General features: G+C 71.2%; 16 protein-coding genes. 15 read left to right on the top strand and 1 reads right to left on the bottom strand.

What is annotated here, in order from left to right; genetic code table 11:
* The first annotated feature begins 266 nt into the window (after positions 1–266).
* The 7 genes from ABD907_RS06010 to prmC all read left to right on the top strand — a co-directional run bounded on the left by ABD907_RS06010 (position 267) and on the right by prmC (position 8,514).
* On the top strand, positions 267–1,586 hold the full coding sequence (locus tag ABD907_RS06010; protein WP_345214848.1) for a homoserine dehydrogenase: 1,320 nt from the start codon (positions 267–269) through the stop codon (positions 1,584–1,586).
* A 4-nt stretch (positions 1,587–1,590) separates the two neighbouring features.
* The gene (gene thrC, locus ABD907_RS06005) at positions 1,591–2,691 is read left to right on the top strand and encodes a threonine synthase (RefSeq protein WP_345214847.1); all 1,101 of its coding nucleotides are present in this window, start codon (positions 1,591–1,593) and stop codon (positions 2,689–2,691) included.
* 4 nt (positions 2,692–2,695) lie between these two features.
* Entirely contained in the window at positions 2,696–3,592 is an 897-nt protein-coding gene (thrB, locus tag ABD907_RS06000) for a homoserine kinase (protein ID WP_345214846.1), read from the top strand.
* Between the two features lie 274 nt (positions 3,593–3,866).
* Positions 3,867–5,996, top strand: coding sequence for a transcription termination factor Rho (gene rho / locus ABD907_RS05995; RefSeq protein WP_425555657.1), 2,130 nt, complete (start codon positions 3,867–3,869; stop codon positions 5,994–5,996).
* Positions 5,997–6,182: 186 nt separating this feature from the next.
* Positions 6,183–6,392: a 50S ribosomal protein L31 gene (gene rpmE / locus ABD907_RS05990; RefSeq protein ID WP_345214845.1), complete on the top strand. Its 210-nt coding sequence runs from the start codon at positions 6,183–6,185 to the stop codon at positions 6,390–6,392.
* A gap of 108 nt (positions 6,393–6,500) precedes the next feature.
* Entirely contained in the window at positions 6,501–7,607 is a 1,107-nt protein-coding gene (prfA, locus tag ABD907_RS05985) for a peptide chain release factor 1 (RefSeq protein WP_345214844.1), read from the top strand.
* 13 nt (positions 7,608–7,620) lie between these two features.
* Complete coding sequence (gene prmC, locus ABD907_RS05980) at positions 7,621–8,514, top strand: peptide chain release factor N(5)-glutamine methyltransferase (RefSeq protein ID WP_345214843.1); 894 nt, start codon at positions 7,621–7,623, stop codon at positions 8,512–8,514.
* Here prmC and ABD907_RS05975 read toward each other — a convergent pair.
* Positions 8,462–8,914 (bottom strand): VanZ family protein, encoded by a 453-nt coding sequence (locus ABD907_RS05975; RefSeq protein ID WP_345214842.1) that lies wholly within the window; start codon positions 8,912–8,914, stop codon positions 8,462–8,464. The two genes, prmC and ABD907_RS05975, sit on opposite strands and share 53 nt — an antisense overlap.
* Before the next feature lie 52 nt (positions 8,915–8,966).
* Here ABD907_RS05975 and ABD907_RS05970 point away from each other — a divergent pair, with 52 nt between their 5' ends.
* From ABD907_RS05970 to atpA, 8 genes are all read left to right on the top strand, one after another.
* Positions 8,967–9,707, top strand: a complete 741-nt coding sequence (locus ABD907_RS05970) for an L-threonylcarbamoyladenylate synthase (protein WP_345214841.1) — start codon at positions 8,967–8,969, stop codon at positions 9,705–9,707.
* Positions 9,704–10,819 carry an MraY family glycosyltransferase gene (locus ABD907_RS05965; protein ID WP_345214840.1) on the top strand — a complete coding sequence of 372 codons (1,116 nt, stop codon included), beginning with the start codon at positions 9,704–9,706 and terminating at the stop codon, positions 10,817–10,819. Before ABD907_RS05970 ends, ABD907_RS05965 begins: the two co-directional genes overlap by 4 nt.
* A gap of 78 nt (positions 10,820–10,897) precedes the next feature.
* On the top strand, positions 10,898–11,461 hold the full coding sequence (locus tag ABD907_RS05960; protein ID WP_345214839.1) for a Cg1360 family ATP-synthase-associated protein: 564 nt from the start codon (positions 10,898–10,900) through the stop codon (positions 11,459–11,461).
* A gap of 268 nt (positions 11,462–11,729) precedes the next feature.
* A complete protein-coding gene (atpB, locus tag ABD907_RS05955) occupies positions 11,730–12,515 on the top strand; it encodes a F0F1 ATP synthase subunit A (protein ID WP_345214838.1) in 786 nt (261 codons plus the stop codon).
* A gap of 95 nt (positions 12,516–12,610) precedes the next feature.
* A complete protein-coding gene (atpE, locus tag ABD907_RS05950; RefSeq protein ID WP_345214837.1) occupies positions 12,611–12,835 on the top strand; it encodes an ATP synthase F0 subunit C in 225 nt (74 codons plus the stop codon).
* Positions 12,835–13,407 (top strand): F0F1 ATP synthase subunit B, encoded by a 573-nt coding sequence (locus ABD907_RS05945; protein WP_345214836.1) that lies wholly within the window; start codon positions 12,835–12,837, stop codon positions 13,405–13,407. The genes atpE and ABD907_RS05945 overlap by 1 nt, the downstream gene beginning before the upstream one ends.
* A complete protein-coding gene (locus tag ABD907_RS05940; protein ID WP_345214835.1) occupies positions 13,407–14,222 on the top strand; it encodes a F0F1 ATP synthase subunit delta in 816 nt (271 codons plus the stop codon). Before ABD907_RS05945 ends, ABD907_RS05940 begins: the two co-directional genes overlap by 1 nt.
* Before the next feature lie 70 nt (positions 14,223–14,292).
* Positions 14,293–15,927: a F0F1 ATP synthase subunit alpha gene (gene atpA / locus ABD907_RS05935; protein WP_345214834.1), complete on the top strand. Its 1,635-nt coding sequence runs from the start codon at positions 14,293–14,295 to the stop codon at positions 15,925–15,927.
* Positions 15,928–15,930: the final 3 nt, after the last annotated feature.

Genomic DNA, 15,930 nt, shown 5'->3' with positions numbered 1-15,930 from the left:
ACTGCCTTTCCCCACGCCGAGACGGGCACTTCGGGCTTGTTCGACGGGACCTTCAGCGGGACCTTCGGCAGGGCCATCAACGGAAGCTTCGGCGGTGACACGGGCTGGCGTGACCGAACCGTCCTACGACTCCCGGGCGGCGGTCGGGATCGCTGGCCGGACACCTGCCCCTGCTCGGCGGCTGGGCCCTTATCCTTGGGGCGCCCGAGCCCTCCATGCTCCGGGCGCCCCGGTACCAGCACCGACACACCATCGAGAGGACGCGCGTGAGCACCAGTGACACAGCCCGTGCGGACGGCGTCGTGAGGATCGCGCTGATCGGCTGCGGGACGGTGGGCAGCCAGGTGGTGCGACTGCTGACCGAGCACGGCGAGGACTGGGCCGCACGCTCCGGCGCGCAGCTCGAGCTCGTGGGTATCGCGGTACGGGACGCCGCAGCGGAACGCGACCCGTGGGTCCCGCGCGAGCTGCTGACCGAGGACGTGTCCGGACTGATCGAGCGGACCGACGTCGTCGTCGAGCTCATCGGCGGCATCGAGCCCGCCCGTACCCTCGTGCTCGAGGCGTTGCGGGGCGGACGGACCGTGGTGACCGGCAACAAGGCGCTGCTCGCCGCGCACGGGCCCGAGGTGCACGCCGCGGTCGAGTCGGGCGACGCCGACCTGTACTACGAGGCCGCCGTCGCGGGCGCGATACCGGTGGTCTACGGGTTGCGCGAGTCCCTCGCCGGCGACAACGTCGTCACGGTCGCCGGTATCGTGAACGGCACCACCAACTACATCCTCGACGAGATGACGATGCGGGGCCTCTCGTTCGACGACGCGCTCGCCCAGGCCCAGCAGCTCGGGTACGCCGAGGCCGACCCGAGCTCCGACATCGACGGCCACGATGCCGCGGCGAAGGCCGCGATCCTCGCCTCGCTCGCGTTCCACACCCGCGTGGGCATCGACGACGTCCCGGTCACCGGGATCCGCGACGTCACGGTCGAGGACGTCACCCAGGCGCGCGAGAACGGCTACGTCATGAAGCTGCTCGCAGTGGCGCGGCGAACCCCCCGGCGAGGCCGTCCGGCCGGCATCGCGGTGCGGGTCCATCCCGCGCTCGTGCCCGAGACCCATCCCCTCGCGGCCGTCCACGGGCCGTTCAACGCGGTCGTCGTCGAGGCGGAGTCCGCGGGCCGGCTGATGTTCTACGGGCAGGGCGCCGGCGGAGTCCCGACCGCGTCGGCGGTGCTCAGCGACATCGTCGCCGCCGCCGGTCACGCCATCCGTGGCGGGCACGCGCCCCGGGAGTCCACCTACGCGCAGCTGCCGCTGCTCGGTCCGGAGGCGACGCCGGCGCGCACCCGGGTCCAGATCAGCCTCGCCGACCAGCCGGGCACGCTCGCGGCGGTCGCCGGGATCTACGGCGAGGAGAACGTCTCCATCGAGAGCGTCCACCAGCAGCGGTCCGACGAGGGAGTCGCGCGCATCACCATCACCAGCCACGTCGCCACCGAGGCGGCGCTGGAGCGCACCGTCGCTCGACTCGTCGCCGAACGGAGCGTGGAGGACGTGGTCTCGGTGAGCAGGGTCGAGGGGGAGTGAGCTGATGGCACGGCAGTGGCGAGGCGTCGTCGAGGAGTACCGGGACCGGCTCCCGATCGGGCCCGACGACCCGGTGGTCACCCTCGGCGAGGGGGGCACGCCGCTGGTCGAGGCACCCGCGCTCACGGAGCGTGTCGGCGCGCGGGTGTGGCTCAAGGTCGAGGGCGCCAACCCCACCGGATCCTTCAAGGACCGCGGGATGACGATGGCGATGTCCAAGGTGGCCGCCGGCGACGCCCGCATGGTGGTGTGCGCCTCCACCGGCAACACCTCGGCCTCGGCGGCGGCCTACGCGGTCCGCGCCGGGCTGGGCTGCGTGGTCATCCTGCCGGACGGGAAGATCGCCGCCGGCAAGCTCGCCCAGGCGATCGTGCACGGCTCGACCCTCGTCGCCGTCGACGGCAACTTCGACGACTGCCTGAACATCGCGCGCGGCCTCGCCGAGGAGTATCCCGTCGAGCTGGTGAACTCCGTCAACCCGTATCGCCTGCAGGGGCAGAAGACCGCCGCCTTCGAGGTCGTCGACGCCCTCGGTGACGCGCCGGACATCCATGTCCTGCCGGTGGGCAACGCGGGGAACATCTCGGCCTACTGGCTCGGTTACAACGAGTACGCGGGCCGCACCACGGCCGCCTCGGTAGACGACGTGGCCACCCGGTTGGAGCCCGTGGCGACGCGCGTCCCGCGCATGTGGGGAGTGCAGGCCGAAGGTGCGGCCCCCTTCGTCAAGGGTGCGGCGGTCGAGCACCCCGAGACCGTCGCCACCGCGATCCGCATCGGCAACCCGGCATCCTGGTCCTTGGCCCAGGCCGCCCGGGACGACTCGGAGGGGCGCATCGACGCCGTCGGGGACGCGCAGATCCTCGACGCGCAGTCTCTCATCGCCTCCGAGGTGGGCGTCTTCGTCGAACCGGCCTCCGCCGCATCCGTGGCCGGCCTCCTCGCCCTCGCCGAGCTCGGCGAGGTGCCCAAGGACGCGCGCATCGTGTGCACGGTGACGGGCAACGGGCTCAAGGACACCGCGACCGCCCTCGGCCGTGCCGAGGTGGCGCCGACCGTCGTCGCGCCCACCCTGGCCGCCGTCGTCGAGACGCTCGGCCTGTAACCGTATGCAGATCGCGCACGAGCACGTCCGGGTCCGGGTCCCGGCGACGTCGGCGAACCTCGGCCCCGGCTTCGACGCGTTCGGCCTGGCGCTTGGCGTGTGGGACGACCTCACCGTCCGTGCCGTGGCGGGACCGACCCGGGTGGTCGTCGAGGGCGAGGGCAACGGCAACCTGCCCGACGGCGAGGGCCACCTCGTCGTCAAGGCCGTCCGCAGCGGGCTGGAGATGGCCGGAGCTCCGCAGGCGGGCCTCGAGCTCCTCTGCCGCAACGCGATTCCGCACGGGCGAGGCATGGGGTCGTCGGCGGCCGCCGTCGTCGCCGGCCTGATCGCCGCGCGCGGCCTGATCTCGGACCCGGCGGCGCTCGACGACGCGACCGTGCTCGCGCTGGCCACCGAGCTCGAGGGCCATCCCGACAATGCTGCGCCGGCGCTCCTCGGCGGAGCGACGACGGCGTGGGTGGACGACGAGGGCCCGCACGCTGTCGAGGTTCCGCTGGCGCCGGGTCTGCGGCCCACGGTCCTGGTCCCCGACGCCAGGCTCACCACGTCATCCGCCCGCCGGGTGCTGCCGGCGCAGGTCCCGCACGCCGACGCGGCCCACAACGTGGCCCGTGCGGCGCTGCTGGTCCTCGCCCTCGGGGGGCGCATGGACCTGCTGCTCGCCGGCACCGAGGACCGGCTCCACCAGGGCTATCGTTCCGACGTCATGCGGCCGACGGCGGAGGCGGTCAGGGCGCTGCGGGAGGCCGGCTGGCCGGCGGTCGTCTCCGGCGCCGGACCGAGCGTCCTCGTCCTCGAGAGGCTCGACCGCCCCACCGCCGAGACGCTGTCCAGGCACGGATGGCGCGTCCTCGATCCCGGAGTGGCCGCGGAGGGTGCACACCTCGTCTCACCATGATGGGCAACGTCTCACCGTGACGGGGGCAACACCGTCCGCAGAACGGCATACGTGCTGCATCGGGACTGCTACCATCGGAAGCGCACCGAATCCCTCCGGCCGTCGTCCCAGTCTTGCGACGACCACTCCGGACAGACTGTGCAGATCTGCCCCGCCAGTCACGCTGTACGTTGCGTGCCCGGGGCCGTCACCACCGCCCAGCCTCCGGGTCGGGCGACCCGAACCCCGCGTCCCACATCTCAAGCAAGGGACGTACACCGAGGGAAGGAACCTCGTGACAGAAACCGTCGACGCCCCCCAGTCCGGCACGTCCGCAGGCAACGGGGGCTCGTTGACCACCATGCGTCTTCCCGAGCTGCAGGAGCTGGCCGGACGGCTGGGCCTGAAGGGCACGAAGCGCATGCGCAAGAGTGACCTCATCGCTGCGATCCGCGACGCGCAGTCGCCGGGTCAGGATGCCCCGACCGCACCGGCCGGCAGCCGGGACGGCGCGTCCGAGCCCGCGAGTCAGCCGGCCGAGAGCGAGCAGCGCACCGAAGCGCCCGCCGGCCCGCCCCAGCGCCGTCGTTCCCGCCGAGCCACCGCGCCGGCAGCCACCGCGCCGGCAGCCACCGCGCCGGCAGCCACCGCGCCGGCAGCGACGGCGCCCGCAGCGACGCCGACACAGCCGGAACCGGTCGCGCCCGCGAACGGGCAGGCGACCGTGAACCAGCAGGAACCCGTGAACGGCCAGAACCAGCAGACTGCCGAGAACGAGCAGGCGCCGGCGAACGCCCCGGAGGCCGCGAACCAGCAGGCGCCCGAGAGCCAGCAGGCGCCAGCGAACCAGAAGGCGGGCGCGAACCGGCGCCGCGGCGGCCGGAACGAGTTCGCCGCCGGCCAGGACCGCGACGCGAGCGAGGCCGGCGCCGCCGACTCGAAGGAAGCGCTCAAGCGTGAGCTCGCCGACCGTTCCGTGGGCGAGGGTGACGCCGGCTCCGCCGACGACTCGCCCCTGTCCCTGGACGCCCTCGGCGAAGCGGCGGCCCGCCGCCGCAGCCGCCAGGACGGTGACGGCGACGCCGGCCAGAACAACCAGGGCAACGGCCGGAACCGTCGCGACGACGACGACCGTGGCGGCCCCGGCGGACCCGGCCGCTCCCGCCGTCGGAACCGGGACCGCAACAGGGACCGCAAGCGCCGTGGCCGTGGAGGCAACGACTTCGCCGTCGAGGAACCCGCGGAGGTCAGCGAGGACGACGTCCTGCTGCCCGTCGCCGGCATCCTCGACATCCTCGACAACTACGGCTTCGTGCGCACCTCCGGCTACCTCGCCGGGGCGAACGACGTCTACGTGACGATGGGTCAGGTCAAGAAGAATGGCCTGCGCCGCGGTGACGCGATCACCGGTGCGGTCCGCCAGCCCCACGACGGCGATCAGCAGCAGGGCAACCGCCAGAAGTACAACGCCCTCGTGCGTCTCGACACGATCAACGGCATGAGCGTCGAGCAGTCGCGCAAGCGCCCGGACTTCACCAAGCTCACCCCGCTGTACCCGGAGGAGCAGCTGCGGCTGGAGACGTCGTCGAAGGCGATCACGCCGCGGGTCATCGACCTGGTCGCGCCGATCGGCAAGGGCCAGCGCGGGCTCATCGTCTCCCCGCCCAAGGCGGGCAAGACGATCATCATGCAACAGATCGCCAACGCGATCACCGTGAACAACCCGCAGGTCCACCTCATGGTGGTGCTCGTCGACGAGCGTCCTGAGGAGGTCACCGACTTCGAACGGATGGTCAAGGGCGAGGTGATCTCCTCCACCTTCGACCGGCCGGCGTCGGACCACACGACGGTCTCCGAGCTGGCGATCGAGCGGGCCAAGCGGCTCGTCGAGCTCGGGCAGGACGTGGTGGTGCTGCTGGACGGCATCACCCGACTGGGCCGCGCCTACAACCTGTCCGCTCCGGCGTCGGGCCGGATCCTCTCCGGTGGTGTGGACGCCTCGGCGCTCTACCCGCCGAAGAAGTTCTTCGGCGCCGCCCGCAACATCGAGAACGGCGGGTCGCTGACCATCCTCGCCACCGCGCTGGTCGAGACCGGCTCGAAGATGGACGAGGTGATCTTCGAGGAGTTCAAGGGCACCGGCAACATGGAGCTGCGCCTGTCGCGCCAGCTCGCCGACAAGCGGATCTTCCCGGCCGTGGACGTCAACGCCTCCGGCACCCGCCGCGAGGAGCTGCTCATGGGCGCCGAGGAGATCAAGGTCGTCTGGAAGCTCCGCCGCGTCATGGGCGCGCTGGACCAGCAGCAGGCCAGCGACCTCCTGCTGGGCAAGCTTCGCGAGACGAGCTCGAACGCCGAGTTCCTCATGACGGTGCAGAAGAACACGCCCGCGCCGTCGGGCGAGCCGGAGCTGGCGATCCGCTGATCGCCGCGGGGCCGAGGACACGCCGCGCCCGGGGGAACATCCGACCCGGGTGTGACGTTCCTCCAGCCGGGGCGGTGACGTCCGAACTACCGGCCAGGGTCAGACTCTGGCAAAATGTCCAGTCGGCCTCCGGTTCACGTGCGCATCCGCGTGCGACCCGGTGGCACACACGATCTAGGAGACAGCATGAAGCAGGGCATCCACCCCGAGTACACCACCACCACGGTGACGTGCACGTGCGGCAACACGTTCACGACCCGCAGCACCGCGACGTCCGGCGAGATCCGCGCCGACGTGTGCAGCGCCTGCCACCCCTTCTACACCGGTAAGCAGAAGATCCTCGACACCGGTGGCCGCGTGGCCCGCTTCGAGGCCCGCTACGGCAAGAAGAAGTAGCGACCCACCAGCGCCGGCGGTGACGCCGCGGACTTGTCCGCGGCTCCCGCCGGCGCTGTTGTATCTGCACGCTTCCAGCCCGTACATCTCCCGAGCCCCTGTGAGCCGATGAACAAGACCGAGACGGCGTCCGAGTCCTCCGATCGCGTCGTCGAGGCGATGCTCGACGAGCACGCCCAGATCGAGGAGGCCATGGCCGATCCGGCCGTGCACGCCGACCCCGGTCGCGCGCGCTCGCTCGGCCGCCGCTACGCCGAGCTCGGCCGCGTGGTGCGCGCCTACCGCGCCGAGCGCGCCGCCGCCGGGGACCTGGCCGCAGGCCGGGACCTCGCCGAGAGCGACCCCGCCTTCGCCGAGGAGCTGCCGGCGCTGGAGGCCGCCGCGGCCGAGGCCGCGGAGGAGCTGCGCCGGGTGCTGCTGCCGACCGACCCCGACGACGGTCGCGACGTCATCCTCGAGGTCAAGGCCGGCGAGGGAGGAGAGGAGTCGGCGCTCTTTGCCGGCGACCTGCTGCGCATGTACCTGCGCTACGCCGAACGCATGGGCTGGTCGGCGCAGATCCTCGGCGCCACCGAGTCCGACCTGGGCGGCTACAAGGACGTCTCCGTCGCGATCAAGACCCGGACCGCCCCCACTGAGCCTTCCGAAGGCGTGTGGGCACGCCTGAAGTACGAGGGCGGCGTGCACCGCGTCCAGCGGGTGCCCGTCACCGAGTCCCAGGGCCGGGTGCACACGTCAGCCGCCGGGGTGCTCGTGTTCCCGGAGGTCGACGACCCGGGCGAGGTCGAGATCCATGACAACGACCTGCGGATCGACGTCTACCGGTCCTCCGGGCCGGGCGGGCAGTCGGTGAACACCACGGACTCCGCCGTCCGCATCACGCACGTGCCCACCGGCATCGTCGTGTCGATGCAGAACGAGAAGTCGCAGCTGCAGAACCGCGAGCAGGCCATGCGTGTGCTGCGTGCCCGGCTGCTCGCCGCCCAGCAGGAGGAGGCCGACGCCGCCGCCTCCGAGCAGCGACGGTCCCAGGTCCGCACGGTCGACCGGTCCGAGCGCATCCGGACCTACAACTTCCCGGAGAACCGGATCGCCGACCACCGGACCGGCTACAAGTCCTACAACCTCGACCAGGTCCTCGACGGCGACCTCGGGCCGGTCATCGCCTCCGCCGTGGAGATGGACGAGGCGGCCCGGCTCGCCGACGGGTACTGAGACGGGTACCGACGTGCCTGGCCCGGCGCCCGAGCGACCGGCCGGCGAGTCCGAGACCACCGTGCCGACGTGGCGCGAGGCGATCCGTGGTGCCGCCCAGGTGCTCGCCGAGGCCGGCGTCCCGTCCCCGGAGGTCGACGCCCGGCTGCTCGCCGAACATCTGCTCGGCACCTCGCTCGTGCTCGCGCCCCCCATGGCCGAGGCCGACGCCCTCGCTCGCTACGCCACGCTCGTGGAGCGGCGCCGCCGCCGCGAGCCGCTCCAGCACCTCACCGGCACAATGGCGTTCCGGTATCTCACGCTCGTCGCGGGTCCGGGTGCGTTCGTCGTGCGGCCGGAGACGGAGGTCGTCGCCGGCGTCGCGATCGACGCTGCGAAGGACGTTCTCGCCGCCGGGCGCACACCCGTCGTGGTCGACCTGTGCACGGGCTCGGGCGCCATCGCGCTCGCCGTCGCCACGGAGGTGGCCGGCGCCGAGGTCCACGCCGTCGAGCTGTCCGCCGAGGCGCTCGCCATCGCAAGCCGGAACATCGATGCCCTGGCACCGCAGGTCGACCTCGTCGCCGGTGACGCGGCGACGGCGCTGCCCGCGCTGGACGGCGAGGTGGACGTCGTCGTGGGAAACCCGCCGTACATCCCGCCGGACCAGGTGCCGCTGGAGATCGAGGTGCGCGAGCACGACCCGGACGCTGCCCTCTACGGGGGCGGGACGGACGGGCTCGACGTGCCCCGCGCCGTCGTCGCGTCCGCAGCGCGGCTGCTGCGCCCGGGAGCCCGGTTCGTCATGGAGCACGCGGAGGTCCAGGCCGCCGCCGTGCGCGAGATGGTGACCGCGGCGGGGTTCTCGCGGGTGGTCACCGGTTCGGATCTGACGGGTCGCGACCGGTACGTGACCGCCGTCCGGTGAGCGAGCTCGCTGTTCCGGCCCCGGCCCTGCGGCCGGTGCGCGGATACCGGCGCGCGAGCGCGCGGGTGAGGGTGAGCGCGAGCGCCACGCCGGCGAGGTCGGCAAGGAGATCGAGCGGGTCACCGGTGCGCAGCGGCAGCCACAGGTGCTGGACGAGCTCGCTGAGAAGGGCCTGACCGAGGCCGTAGCCCACCACGAGGGTCCGCGGTACGCCGGCCCGCAGAGCGGCGTAGCTCACGGCGGCGAACACGAGGAGGTGGGCCGCCTTGTCGGCGCCTGGGATCTCGACGCCGCCCGGTGCGTCCGGCGCGTCGGGCATGTAGAGCACGAGCAGCTGAACCACCAGGGAGACCGCCACCACGGCGGACCGGGCGAGTCGGCGCCGGGGGATAGGGCTCATGTCACGGCCAGGATGTCACGGCGGCGCCCCGGCCCATGACAGACTCACCCGCGTGAGCGTGTACGACTGTCAGGACCCCGAGCAGCGTCGCGCCGGACTCGACGAGGCCGTCGACGTCCTCGGTCGCGGCGGGCTAGCCGTCATCCCCACGGACACCGTCTACGGCATCGCCTCGGACGCATTCGACCCGGCGGCCGTCGCCGCCCTCCTGGCCGCGAAGGGCCGCGGCAGGCAGATGCCGCCGCCGGTGCTCGTCGGCGCCGCGACGGCGCTCGACGGGCTCGCCACCGAGGTGCCGAAGGTCGTCCGCGACCTCGTCGCACGGTTCTGGCCCGGACCGCTGACGATCGTCTGCCTCGCCCAGCCGTCGCTCGCCTGGGATCTGGGAGAGACCGACGGCAGCGTCGCGTTGCGCATGCCCGACGACGAGACCGCGCTCGAGCTGCTGCGCCGCACCGGGCCGCTCGCCGTCTCGAGCGCCAACCGCTCGGGTCAGCCGGCGGCGACCACGGCCGCCGAGGCGGTCGGCTACTTCGACGACACCGTGCCGGTCTATCTCGACGCCGGCGAGTCCGGTGGTGCCGTCGCCTCCACCATCGTGGATGCGACGGCGGAGCGGCTCGTCGTGCTGCGCCGGGGTGCCCTGGCGGTGGAGGAGCTGGCAGAGATCGCGCCCGAGCTGCTTCCTGACGTGCCCGAGCAGGACGAGCAGACCGCGCGGGACGAGCAGGCCGCGCAGAGCAAGCGAACCGACACGGAGCAGCCGCGAGACGAGGGTTCGGGCCCGGCGTGAGGGTCTACCTGCTTGTCATGCTGACGGCCGCGGCGGTCACCTTCCTGTCGACGCCGGTCGTGCGTCGAATCGCTCTCGCCACCGGCGCCATCACGGCGGTGCGCGACCGCGACGTGCACGTCACTCCGATCCCGCGTCTTGGAGGAGTCGCGATGCTCGCCGGACTGGCTGTCTCGCTGCTGGTGGGCTCACGCGTCCCGTTCCTCGAGGGCGCCTTCTCCGAGACCTCGACGGTGTGGGCGATCCTCGCCGGCGCGGCCATCATCTGCCTGCTCGGGGTCGCCGACGACATCTGGGACCTCGACTGGATGACCAAGCTCGTCGGCCAGGTCCTCGCTGCCGGCTTCATGGCCTTGTACGGCGTCCAGCTCATCACCTTCCCCGTCTTCGGCCTCACCATCGGGTCCTCGCGGCTATCGCTGGTCGCGACGATCCTCGTGGTCGTCGTCGCCATCAACGCCGTGAACTTCGTCGACGGCCTCGACGGCCTGGCAGCCGGCATGATCGCGATCGGGGGCGCGGCGTTCTTCGTGTACTCCTATCTCCTGACCCGTGCCGCCTCACCGGGCGACTACTCGAACATCGCCACCGCGGTCATCGCGGCACTGGTCGGTGCGTGTCTGGGCTTCCTGCCCCACAACTTCCATCCCGCGCGAATATTCATGGGGGACTCCGGCGCCTACCTGCTCGGCCTGACGGTCGCGGCCGCGGCGATCGTGGTCACCGGGCAGATCGACCCCGGCCGGGTGAGCACCTCGCAGGTCCTGCCGGCGTACGTGCCGATCCTCCTGCCGGTCGCCGTGCTCCTGCTCCCGCTGCTCGACATGACGCTCGCCGTCATGCGGCGGGTGCGTGCGGGGAAGTCACCGTTCCACCCCGACCGGCTACATCTGCACCACCGGCTCCTCGACCTGGGGCACAGCCAGCGCCGTGCGACCCTGATCCTGTATCTGTGGACCGCGGTGGTGTCCTTCAGCGCCGTGGCCCTCGCCCTCTTCACCCCGACCCAGGTGGCGATCGGCGGGGGAGTCGCCGTCGTCGTCGCCATCATCATCACGTGGTCGCAGCTGTCGGGCCGGCGTGGGGCGGGCGACCTGCAGGGGGCGGAATAGGATCCCGGCGCGTCGCCGGCACGAGGCAGCAGCATCCCGGACCGACCGTGTGACCGACCATGAGAAAGAGCACCCGAGATGACCACCCCGAGCCGATCCAACGGCACCTCGACCGCACTGCGGCAGATGTACACCACCATGCTGCGCCGCATGGGCGTCCTCGTCGCGGTCCTCGCGGTCGGCGGCGGCGTCGTCGGCCACCTGGTCGCCGGGAGCCCCGGCATGTGGGGTGCGCTGCTCGGCGCAGGCATCGCGGCGCTGTTCATGCTCGCCACCGTCGTGACCATGCTTGTCACCGCGGAGAAATCGCTCACCGTCGTCACCGGCGCCGCGGTGGGTGGCTGGATCGTCAAGATGGCACTGGTGTTCGTGGTGCTCCTCCTCGTCAGCGGGAGGGACTTCTACTCGCCGGGGGTCTTCTTCGCCGTCCTCGTCGTCGCGGTCCTCGGCTCGCTGCTCATCGAGTCGCTCGGTGTGCTGCGTTCCCGGGTCCCGACCGTCGAGCCCTCATCGTCGGCGCCGTCGGCAGCCTCCGCCTCGACCTCCACCACGGCCTCACCGGCGACGTCCACCGGAGACGACGGCCCACGCGGCGGCGGTCCCGACCAGGCGACCGATACGGAACCGGACGAGCGCCGGTGACGACGAGGATGAACCGCCCGTCACTCGACGGATCGCTCGCGACCGGCGCAGCTCGCTATGGCGACCGACGCGGCGTTCTGGTAACCGGTGCACGGTGCGTCTCCGGTGGGCCGCCGCGGTTCGGAGCAGGCCGGCACATGCGTTAGGCTCTCTATGTTCCCGGGGATTCGTCCGTCGTCGGACGTGCCCGGACCCCGACTGTGACCGACTCGAGCCCACCCAGGGGGACGCCCTGTCTGCCGCATCGTCTTTGACGCTCCATAGCTACGTGACCGCCGCCGAGGAGGGCGGCGGGTTCCACGCGCCGAGCCTCGCGGACTTTTTCCCCCCTGCACTCTTTGCCGAGGGCACGCTTTTCGAGTTCAACCGGGTCATGCTCGTCCGCCTCATCGCGGTCGCCGGGCTGGTTCTCTTCTTCTGGCTCGCCGCCCGCCGGGCCCGGCTCGTCCCGTCGAGGGTCCAGTCGCTCGGCGAGATGGCCGTCGACTTCGTCCGCACGGGCATCGCGGAAGAGACGCTCGGCAGGGAGCGCGGCCGCCGGTACACGCCGCTGCTGGCCGTCATCTTCTTCGGTGTACTGGCAATGAACATCACCGGCGTCGTCCCGTTCCTCAACCTGGCGGGATCCTCCGTGGTCGGCGTGCCGATCGTCTTCGCGGCCATCGCCTACGTGGCCTTCATCCGCGCCGGCATCAAGGAGCGCGGCACCGGGCACTTCTTCAGGGACCAGCTCTTCCCGCCCGGTGTCCCGAAGGTGATCTACATCCTGCTGACCCCGCTGGAGTTCTTCTCGACGTTCATCCTGCGGCCGGTCACCCTGACGGTCCGACTCCTCGCCAACATGATCGCGGGCCACCTGCTCCTGGTGCTCTGCTTCTCGGCGACGCACTACCTGTTCTTCGAGGCCGGTGGCCCGCTGGCGCTGTTCGGTGTGGTGACCGGGATCGGCGGCCTGGCGTTCACCCTCCTCGAGATCTTCATCGCGACGCTGCAGGCGTACATCTTCGCGCTGCTCACGGCCGTGTACATCCAGCTGTCCGTCGAGGCTCACTGACCGCAACAACGACCCAGAGACTCCGTGGCTCTCGCTGCGGCTCGACCCACCGACGTGATCGCACGATCACGCCACACAGGAAGGAAGTACTCCCCATGGAGGGAACGCTCGAACTCGCCGGCAACCTCAATGCCGTCGGCTACGGTCTCGCCACCATCGGCCCCGGTATCGGTGTCGGTGTCCTCATCGGTAAGACCCAGGAGTCGATCGCCCGTCAGCCCGAGCTGGCCGGCCCGCTGCGCACCAACATGTTCATCGGTATCGCCCTGGTCGAGGCGCTCGGTCTGCTGGGCCTCGCGGCTGGCTTCGTGTTCCCGTGATGACTTCCGTGCTGCTGGCGGAGACGGAGCAGAATCCGCTGCTCCCGGCCGACTACGACATCATCTGGTCCCTGGTCGCCGTCGCCATCATCGCGTTCTTCATGGTCAAGTACGCGGTGCCGCGACTGACGCAGGTCCTCGACGAGCGTGCTGAGAAGATCGAGCACGGCCTGACCCAGGCCGATCGCGCGGAGAAGGCTGCCGCCGAGGCGGAGAAGCGCATCGCCGCCGAGCTGAACGAGGCGCGCCGCGAGGCCGCCGAGGTTCGCGAGCGGGCCCAGGAAGAGGGCAAGCAGATCGTCGCCGAGGCGCGGGACAAGGCACAGGCCGAGGCCGACCGGGTGACCGAGAATGCCACGCGCCAGATCGAGGCGGACCGCCAGGCCGCGCAGATCTCTCTGCGGGCCGACGTCGGGATGCTCGCTTCCGAGCTCGCGTCCCGGATCGTCGGTGAGTCCGTGAACGACCAGGCGCTGCAGTCGCGCGTCATCGACCGGTTCCTCGACGAGCTCGACAACACCGAGAGCGTCGGTGCCACCGGGAGCCAGACACGCGCTGGCCAGGAGGCGTGATGCGAGCGACCAGCACGTCCGCGCTTGCCCGGGCGGAGGAGCGGTGGGAGCCGGTCCTGCGCGATTCGGGCGAGTCCGCACGAGGCTACGGCGAGCAGCTGTTCGGCGTCGTCGACCTGCTCGACTCCGCCGTCGCCCTGCGACGAGCCCTCACCGATCCGTCCCGGGACGGGGCGGACCGGGCCAAGCTCGCCCAGGCGGTGCTCGGCGGCAAGGTCGAGCCGGAGGTGCTCGACCTGGTGGCCGGGCTGGTCCGTGAGCGCTGGTCCGAGGCTGCCGATCTGACCGACGCCGTCGAGGCCCTCGCGGCCTCGTCGGTCTTGGCGTCGGCCCAGCAGGCCGGCCGGCTGGAAGAGGTCGAGGACGAGGTCTACCGGCTGGACCGGATCCTCATCGACCAGCGCGAGCTGCGTCGGGCGCTGTCGGCGCACGAACGCTCGGACGAGGACCGCGGCCGCCTGATGTCGTCGGTCCTGGGCGGGAAGGTCACTCCGGAGAGCGAGCTGCTCGCTGTGCGGGCCGCCTCCGCGCCCCGTGGCAGGAGCGTGCACAGCCTCTTGCGCGGTATCGCTGAGCAGGCCGCCGCGCGCCGTCAACGACTGGTCGCCTCCGTGACGTCGGCGGTCCCGCTGACCGACGCGCAGATCGACCGGCTGACCGACATCCTGCAGCGTCAGCACGGCAGCGAGGTCCAGATCCACGTCGGCATCGACCCAGAGGTCGTCGGCGGCCTGCGCGTGCAGGTCGGCGACAATGTTGTCGACGCTACCCTCGCCTCGCGGATCGCCGACGCAAGGCGCAGGCTGGCCGGCTGATCCTCATCGAACTACACAGACCTGACCGACCGCCGCACCAGGCGGGGAGCAACAGAACGAAGGAAGATCAATGGCTGAGCTGACGATCCGGCCGGAGGAGATCCGGGCTGCGCTGGACAGCTTCGTGAGTTCCTACGAACCCACCAAGGCAGCGAGCGAAGAGGTCGGGCACGTCACGCTCGCGGCCGACGGCGTCGCACGCGTCTCGGGGCTTCCCGGTGCCATGACGAACGAGCTGCTGCGGTTCGAGGACGGCACGCTGGGACTGGCGATGAACCTCGAGGAGCGCGAGATCGGCATCGTCGTCCTCGGTGACTTCACCGGCATCGAGGAGGGCCAGGAGGTCCGCCGGACCGGTGAGGTGCTCTCGGTGCCCGTCGGCGAGGGCTACCTGGGCCGGGTCGTCGACCCGCTGGGTGAGCCGCTGGACGGTCTCGGTGAGATCACCGGCATCGAGGGCCGGCGTGCGCTGGAGCTGCGCGCACCCGGCGTCATGGACCGCAAGTCCGTGCACGAGCCGCTGCAGACCGGCCTGAAGGCCATCGACTCGATGACCCCGATCGGTCGCGGACAGCGCCAGCTCATCATCGGCGACCGACAGACCGGCAAGACCGCCGTCGGGCTCGACACGATCCTGAATCAGAAGGCGAACTGGGAGTCTGGCGACCCGGCCAAGCAGGTCCGCTGCATCTACGTGGCGGTCGGCCAGAAGGGCTCGACCATCGCCGGTGTGCGTGCCGCCCTCGAGGAGGCCGGAGCGCTCGAGTACACGACGATCGTGGCCGCCCCCGCGTCCGACCCGGCCGGCTTCAAGTACTTGTCTCCGTACACCGGCTCCGCCATCGCGCAGCACTGGATGTACTCCGGCAAGCACGTGCTGATCATCTTCGACGACCTTTCGAAGCAGGCCGAGGCCTACCGCGCGGTCTCGCTCCTCCTGCGGCGTCCGCCGGGCCGTGAGGCCTACCCGGGCGACGTGTTCTACCTGCACTCCCGTCTGCTCGAGCGGTGCGCGAAGCTCTCGGACGAGCTGGGCGCCGGTTCGATCACCGGTCTGCCGATCGTCGAGACCAAGGCGAACGACGTCTCGGCGTACATCCCGACGAACGTCATCTCCATCACCGACGGCCAGATCTTCCTGCAGTCGGACCTGTTCAACGCCAACCAGCGCCCCGCGATCGACGTCGGTATCTCCGTCTCGCGTGTGGGCGGTGACGCTCAGGTCAAGGCGATGAAGTCGGTTTCCGGCACGCTGAAGATCACCCTGGCGCAGTACCGCGCCATGGCTGCCTTCGCGATGTTCGCGTCCGACCTGGACCCGACGACGCGCCAGCAGCTGACTCGTGGTGAGCGGCTCATGGAGCTGCTCAAGCAGCCGCAGTACACCCCGTACCCCGTCGAGGAGCAGGTCGCCTCGATCTGGGCCGGCACCAACGGCTTCCTGGATGACGTCGAGGTCAGTGACGTCGCGCGTTTCGAGTCGGAGATGCTCGACCACCTCAAGCGGCACACCAACGTGCTGCCCGAGATCCTCGAGACGGGCAAGCTCGGTGGCGAGACCGAGGACGCGCTGCGCGCCGGTGTCGAGGAGTTCCGCAAGGGCTTCCTCGACTCCTCGGGCCAGGCGCTGAATGCCGAGCCGGGTGCGGACGAGGTCGAGGCGGAGCGCGAGCAGGAGCAGATCGTCAGCGCGAAGCGGAGCTGAGCC

The sequence above is a fragment of the Georgenia halophila genome (genome assembly GCF_039541595.1).
This window is presented reverse-complemented; position numbering and strand designations above follow the sequence as displayed.

What these genes read in the sequence shown, in the direction of transcription:
- thrC (WP_345214847.1), top strand. Translation starts at nt 1,591, where the DNA reads ATGGCACGGCAGTGGCGAGGCGTCGTCGAGGAGTACCGGGACCGGCTC.
- thrB (WP_345214846.1), top strand. Translation starts at nt 2,696, where the DNA reads ATGCAGATCGCGCACGAGCACGTCCGGGTCCGGGTCCCGGCGACGTCG.
- rpmE (WP_345214845.1), top strand. Translation starts at nt 6,183, where the DNA reads ATGAAGCAGGGCATCCACCCCGAGTACACCACCACCACGGTGACGTGC.
- prfA (WP_345214844.1), top strand. Translation starts at nt 6,501, where the DNA reads ATGAACAAGACCGAGACGGCGTCCGAGTCCTCCGATCGCGTCGTCGAG.
- ABD907_RS05975 (WP_345214842.1), bottom strand. Translation starts at nt 8,914, where the DNA reads ATGAGCCCTATCCCCCGGCGCCGACTCGCCCGGTCCGCCGTGGTGGCG.
- ABD907_RS05960 (WP_345214839.1), top strand. Translation starts at nt 10,898, where the DNA reads ATGACCACCCCGAGCCGATCCAACGGCACCTCGACCGCACTGCGGCAG.
- atpE (WP_345214837.1), top strand. Translation starts at nt 12,611, where the DNA reads ATGGAGGGAACGCTCGAACTCGCCGGCAACCTCAATGCCGTCGGCTAC.
- ABD907_RS05945 (WP_345214836.1), top strand. Translation starts at nt 12,835, where the DNA reads ATGACTTCCGTGCTGCTGGCGGAGACGGAGCAGAATCCGCTGCTCCCG.
- ABD907_RS05940 (WP_345214835.1), top strand. Translation starts at nt 13,407, where the DNA reads ATGCGAGCGACCAGCACGTCCGCGCTTGCCCGGGCGGAGGAGCGGTGG.
- atpA (WP_345214834.1), top strand. Translation starts at nt 14,293, where the DNA reads ATGGCTGAGCTGACGATCCGGCCGGAGGAGATCCGGGCTGCGCTGGAC.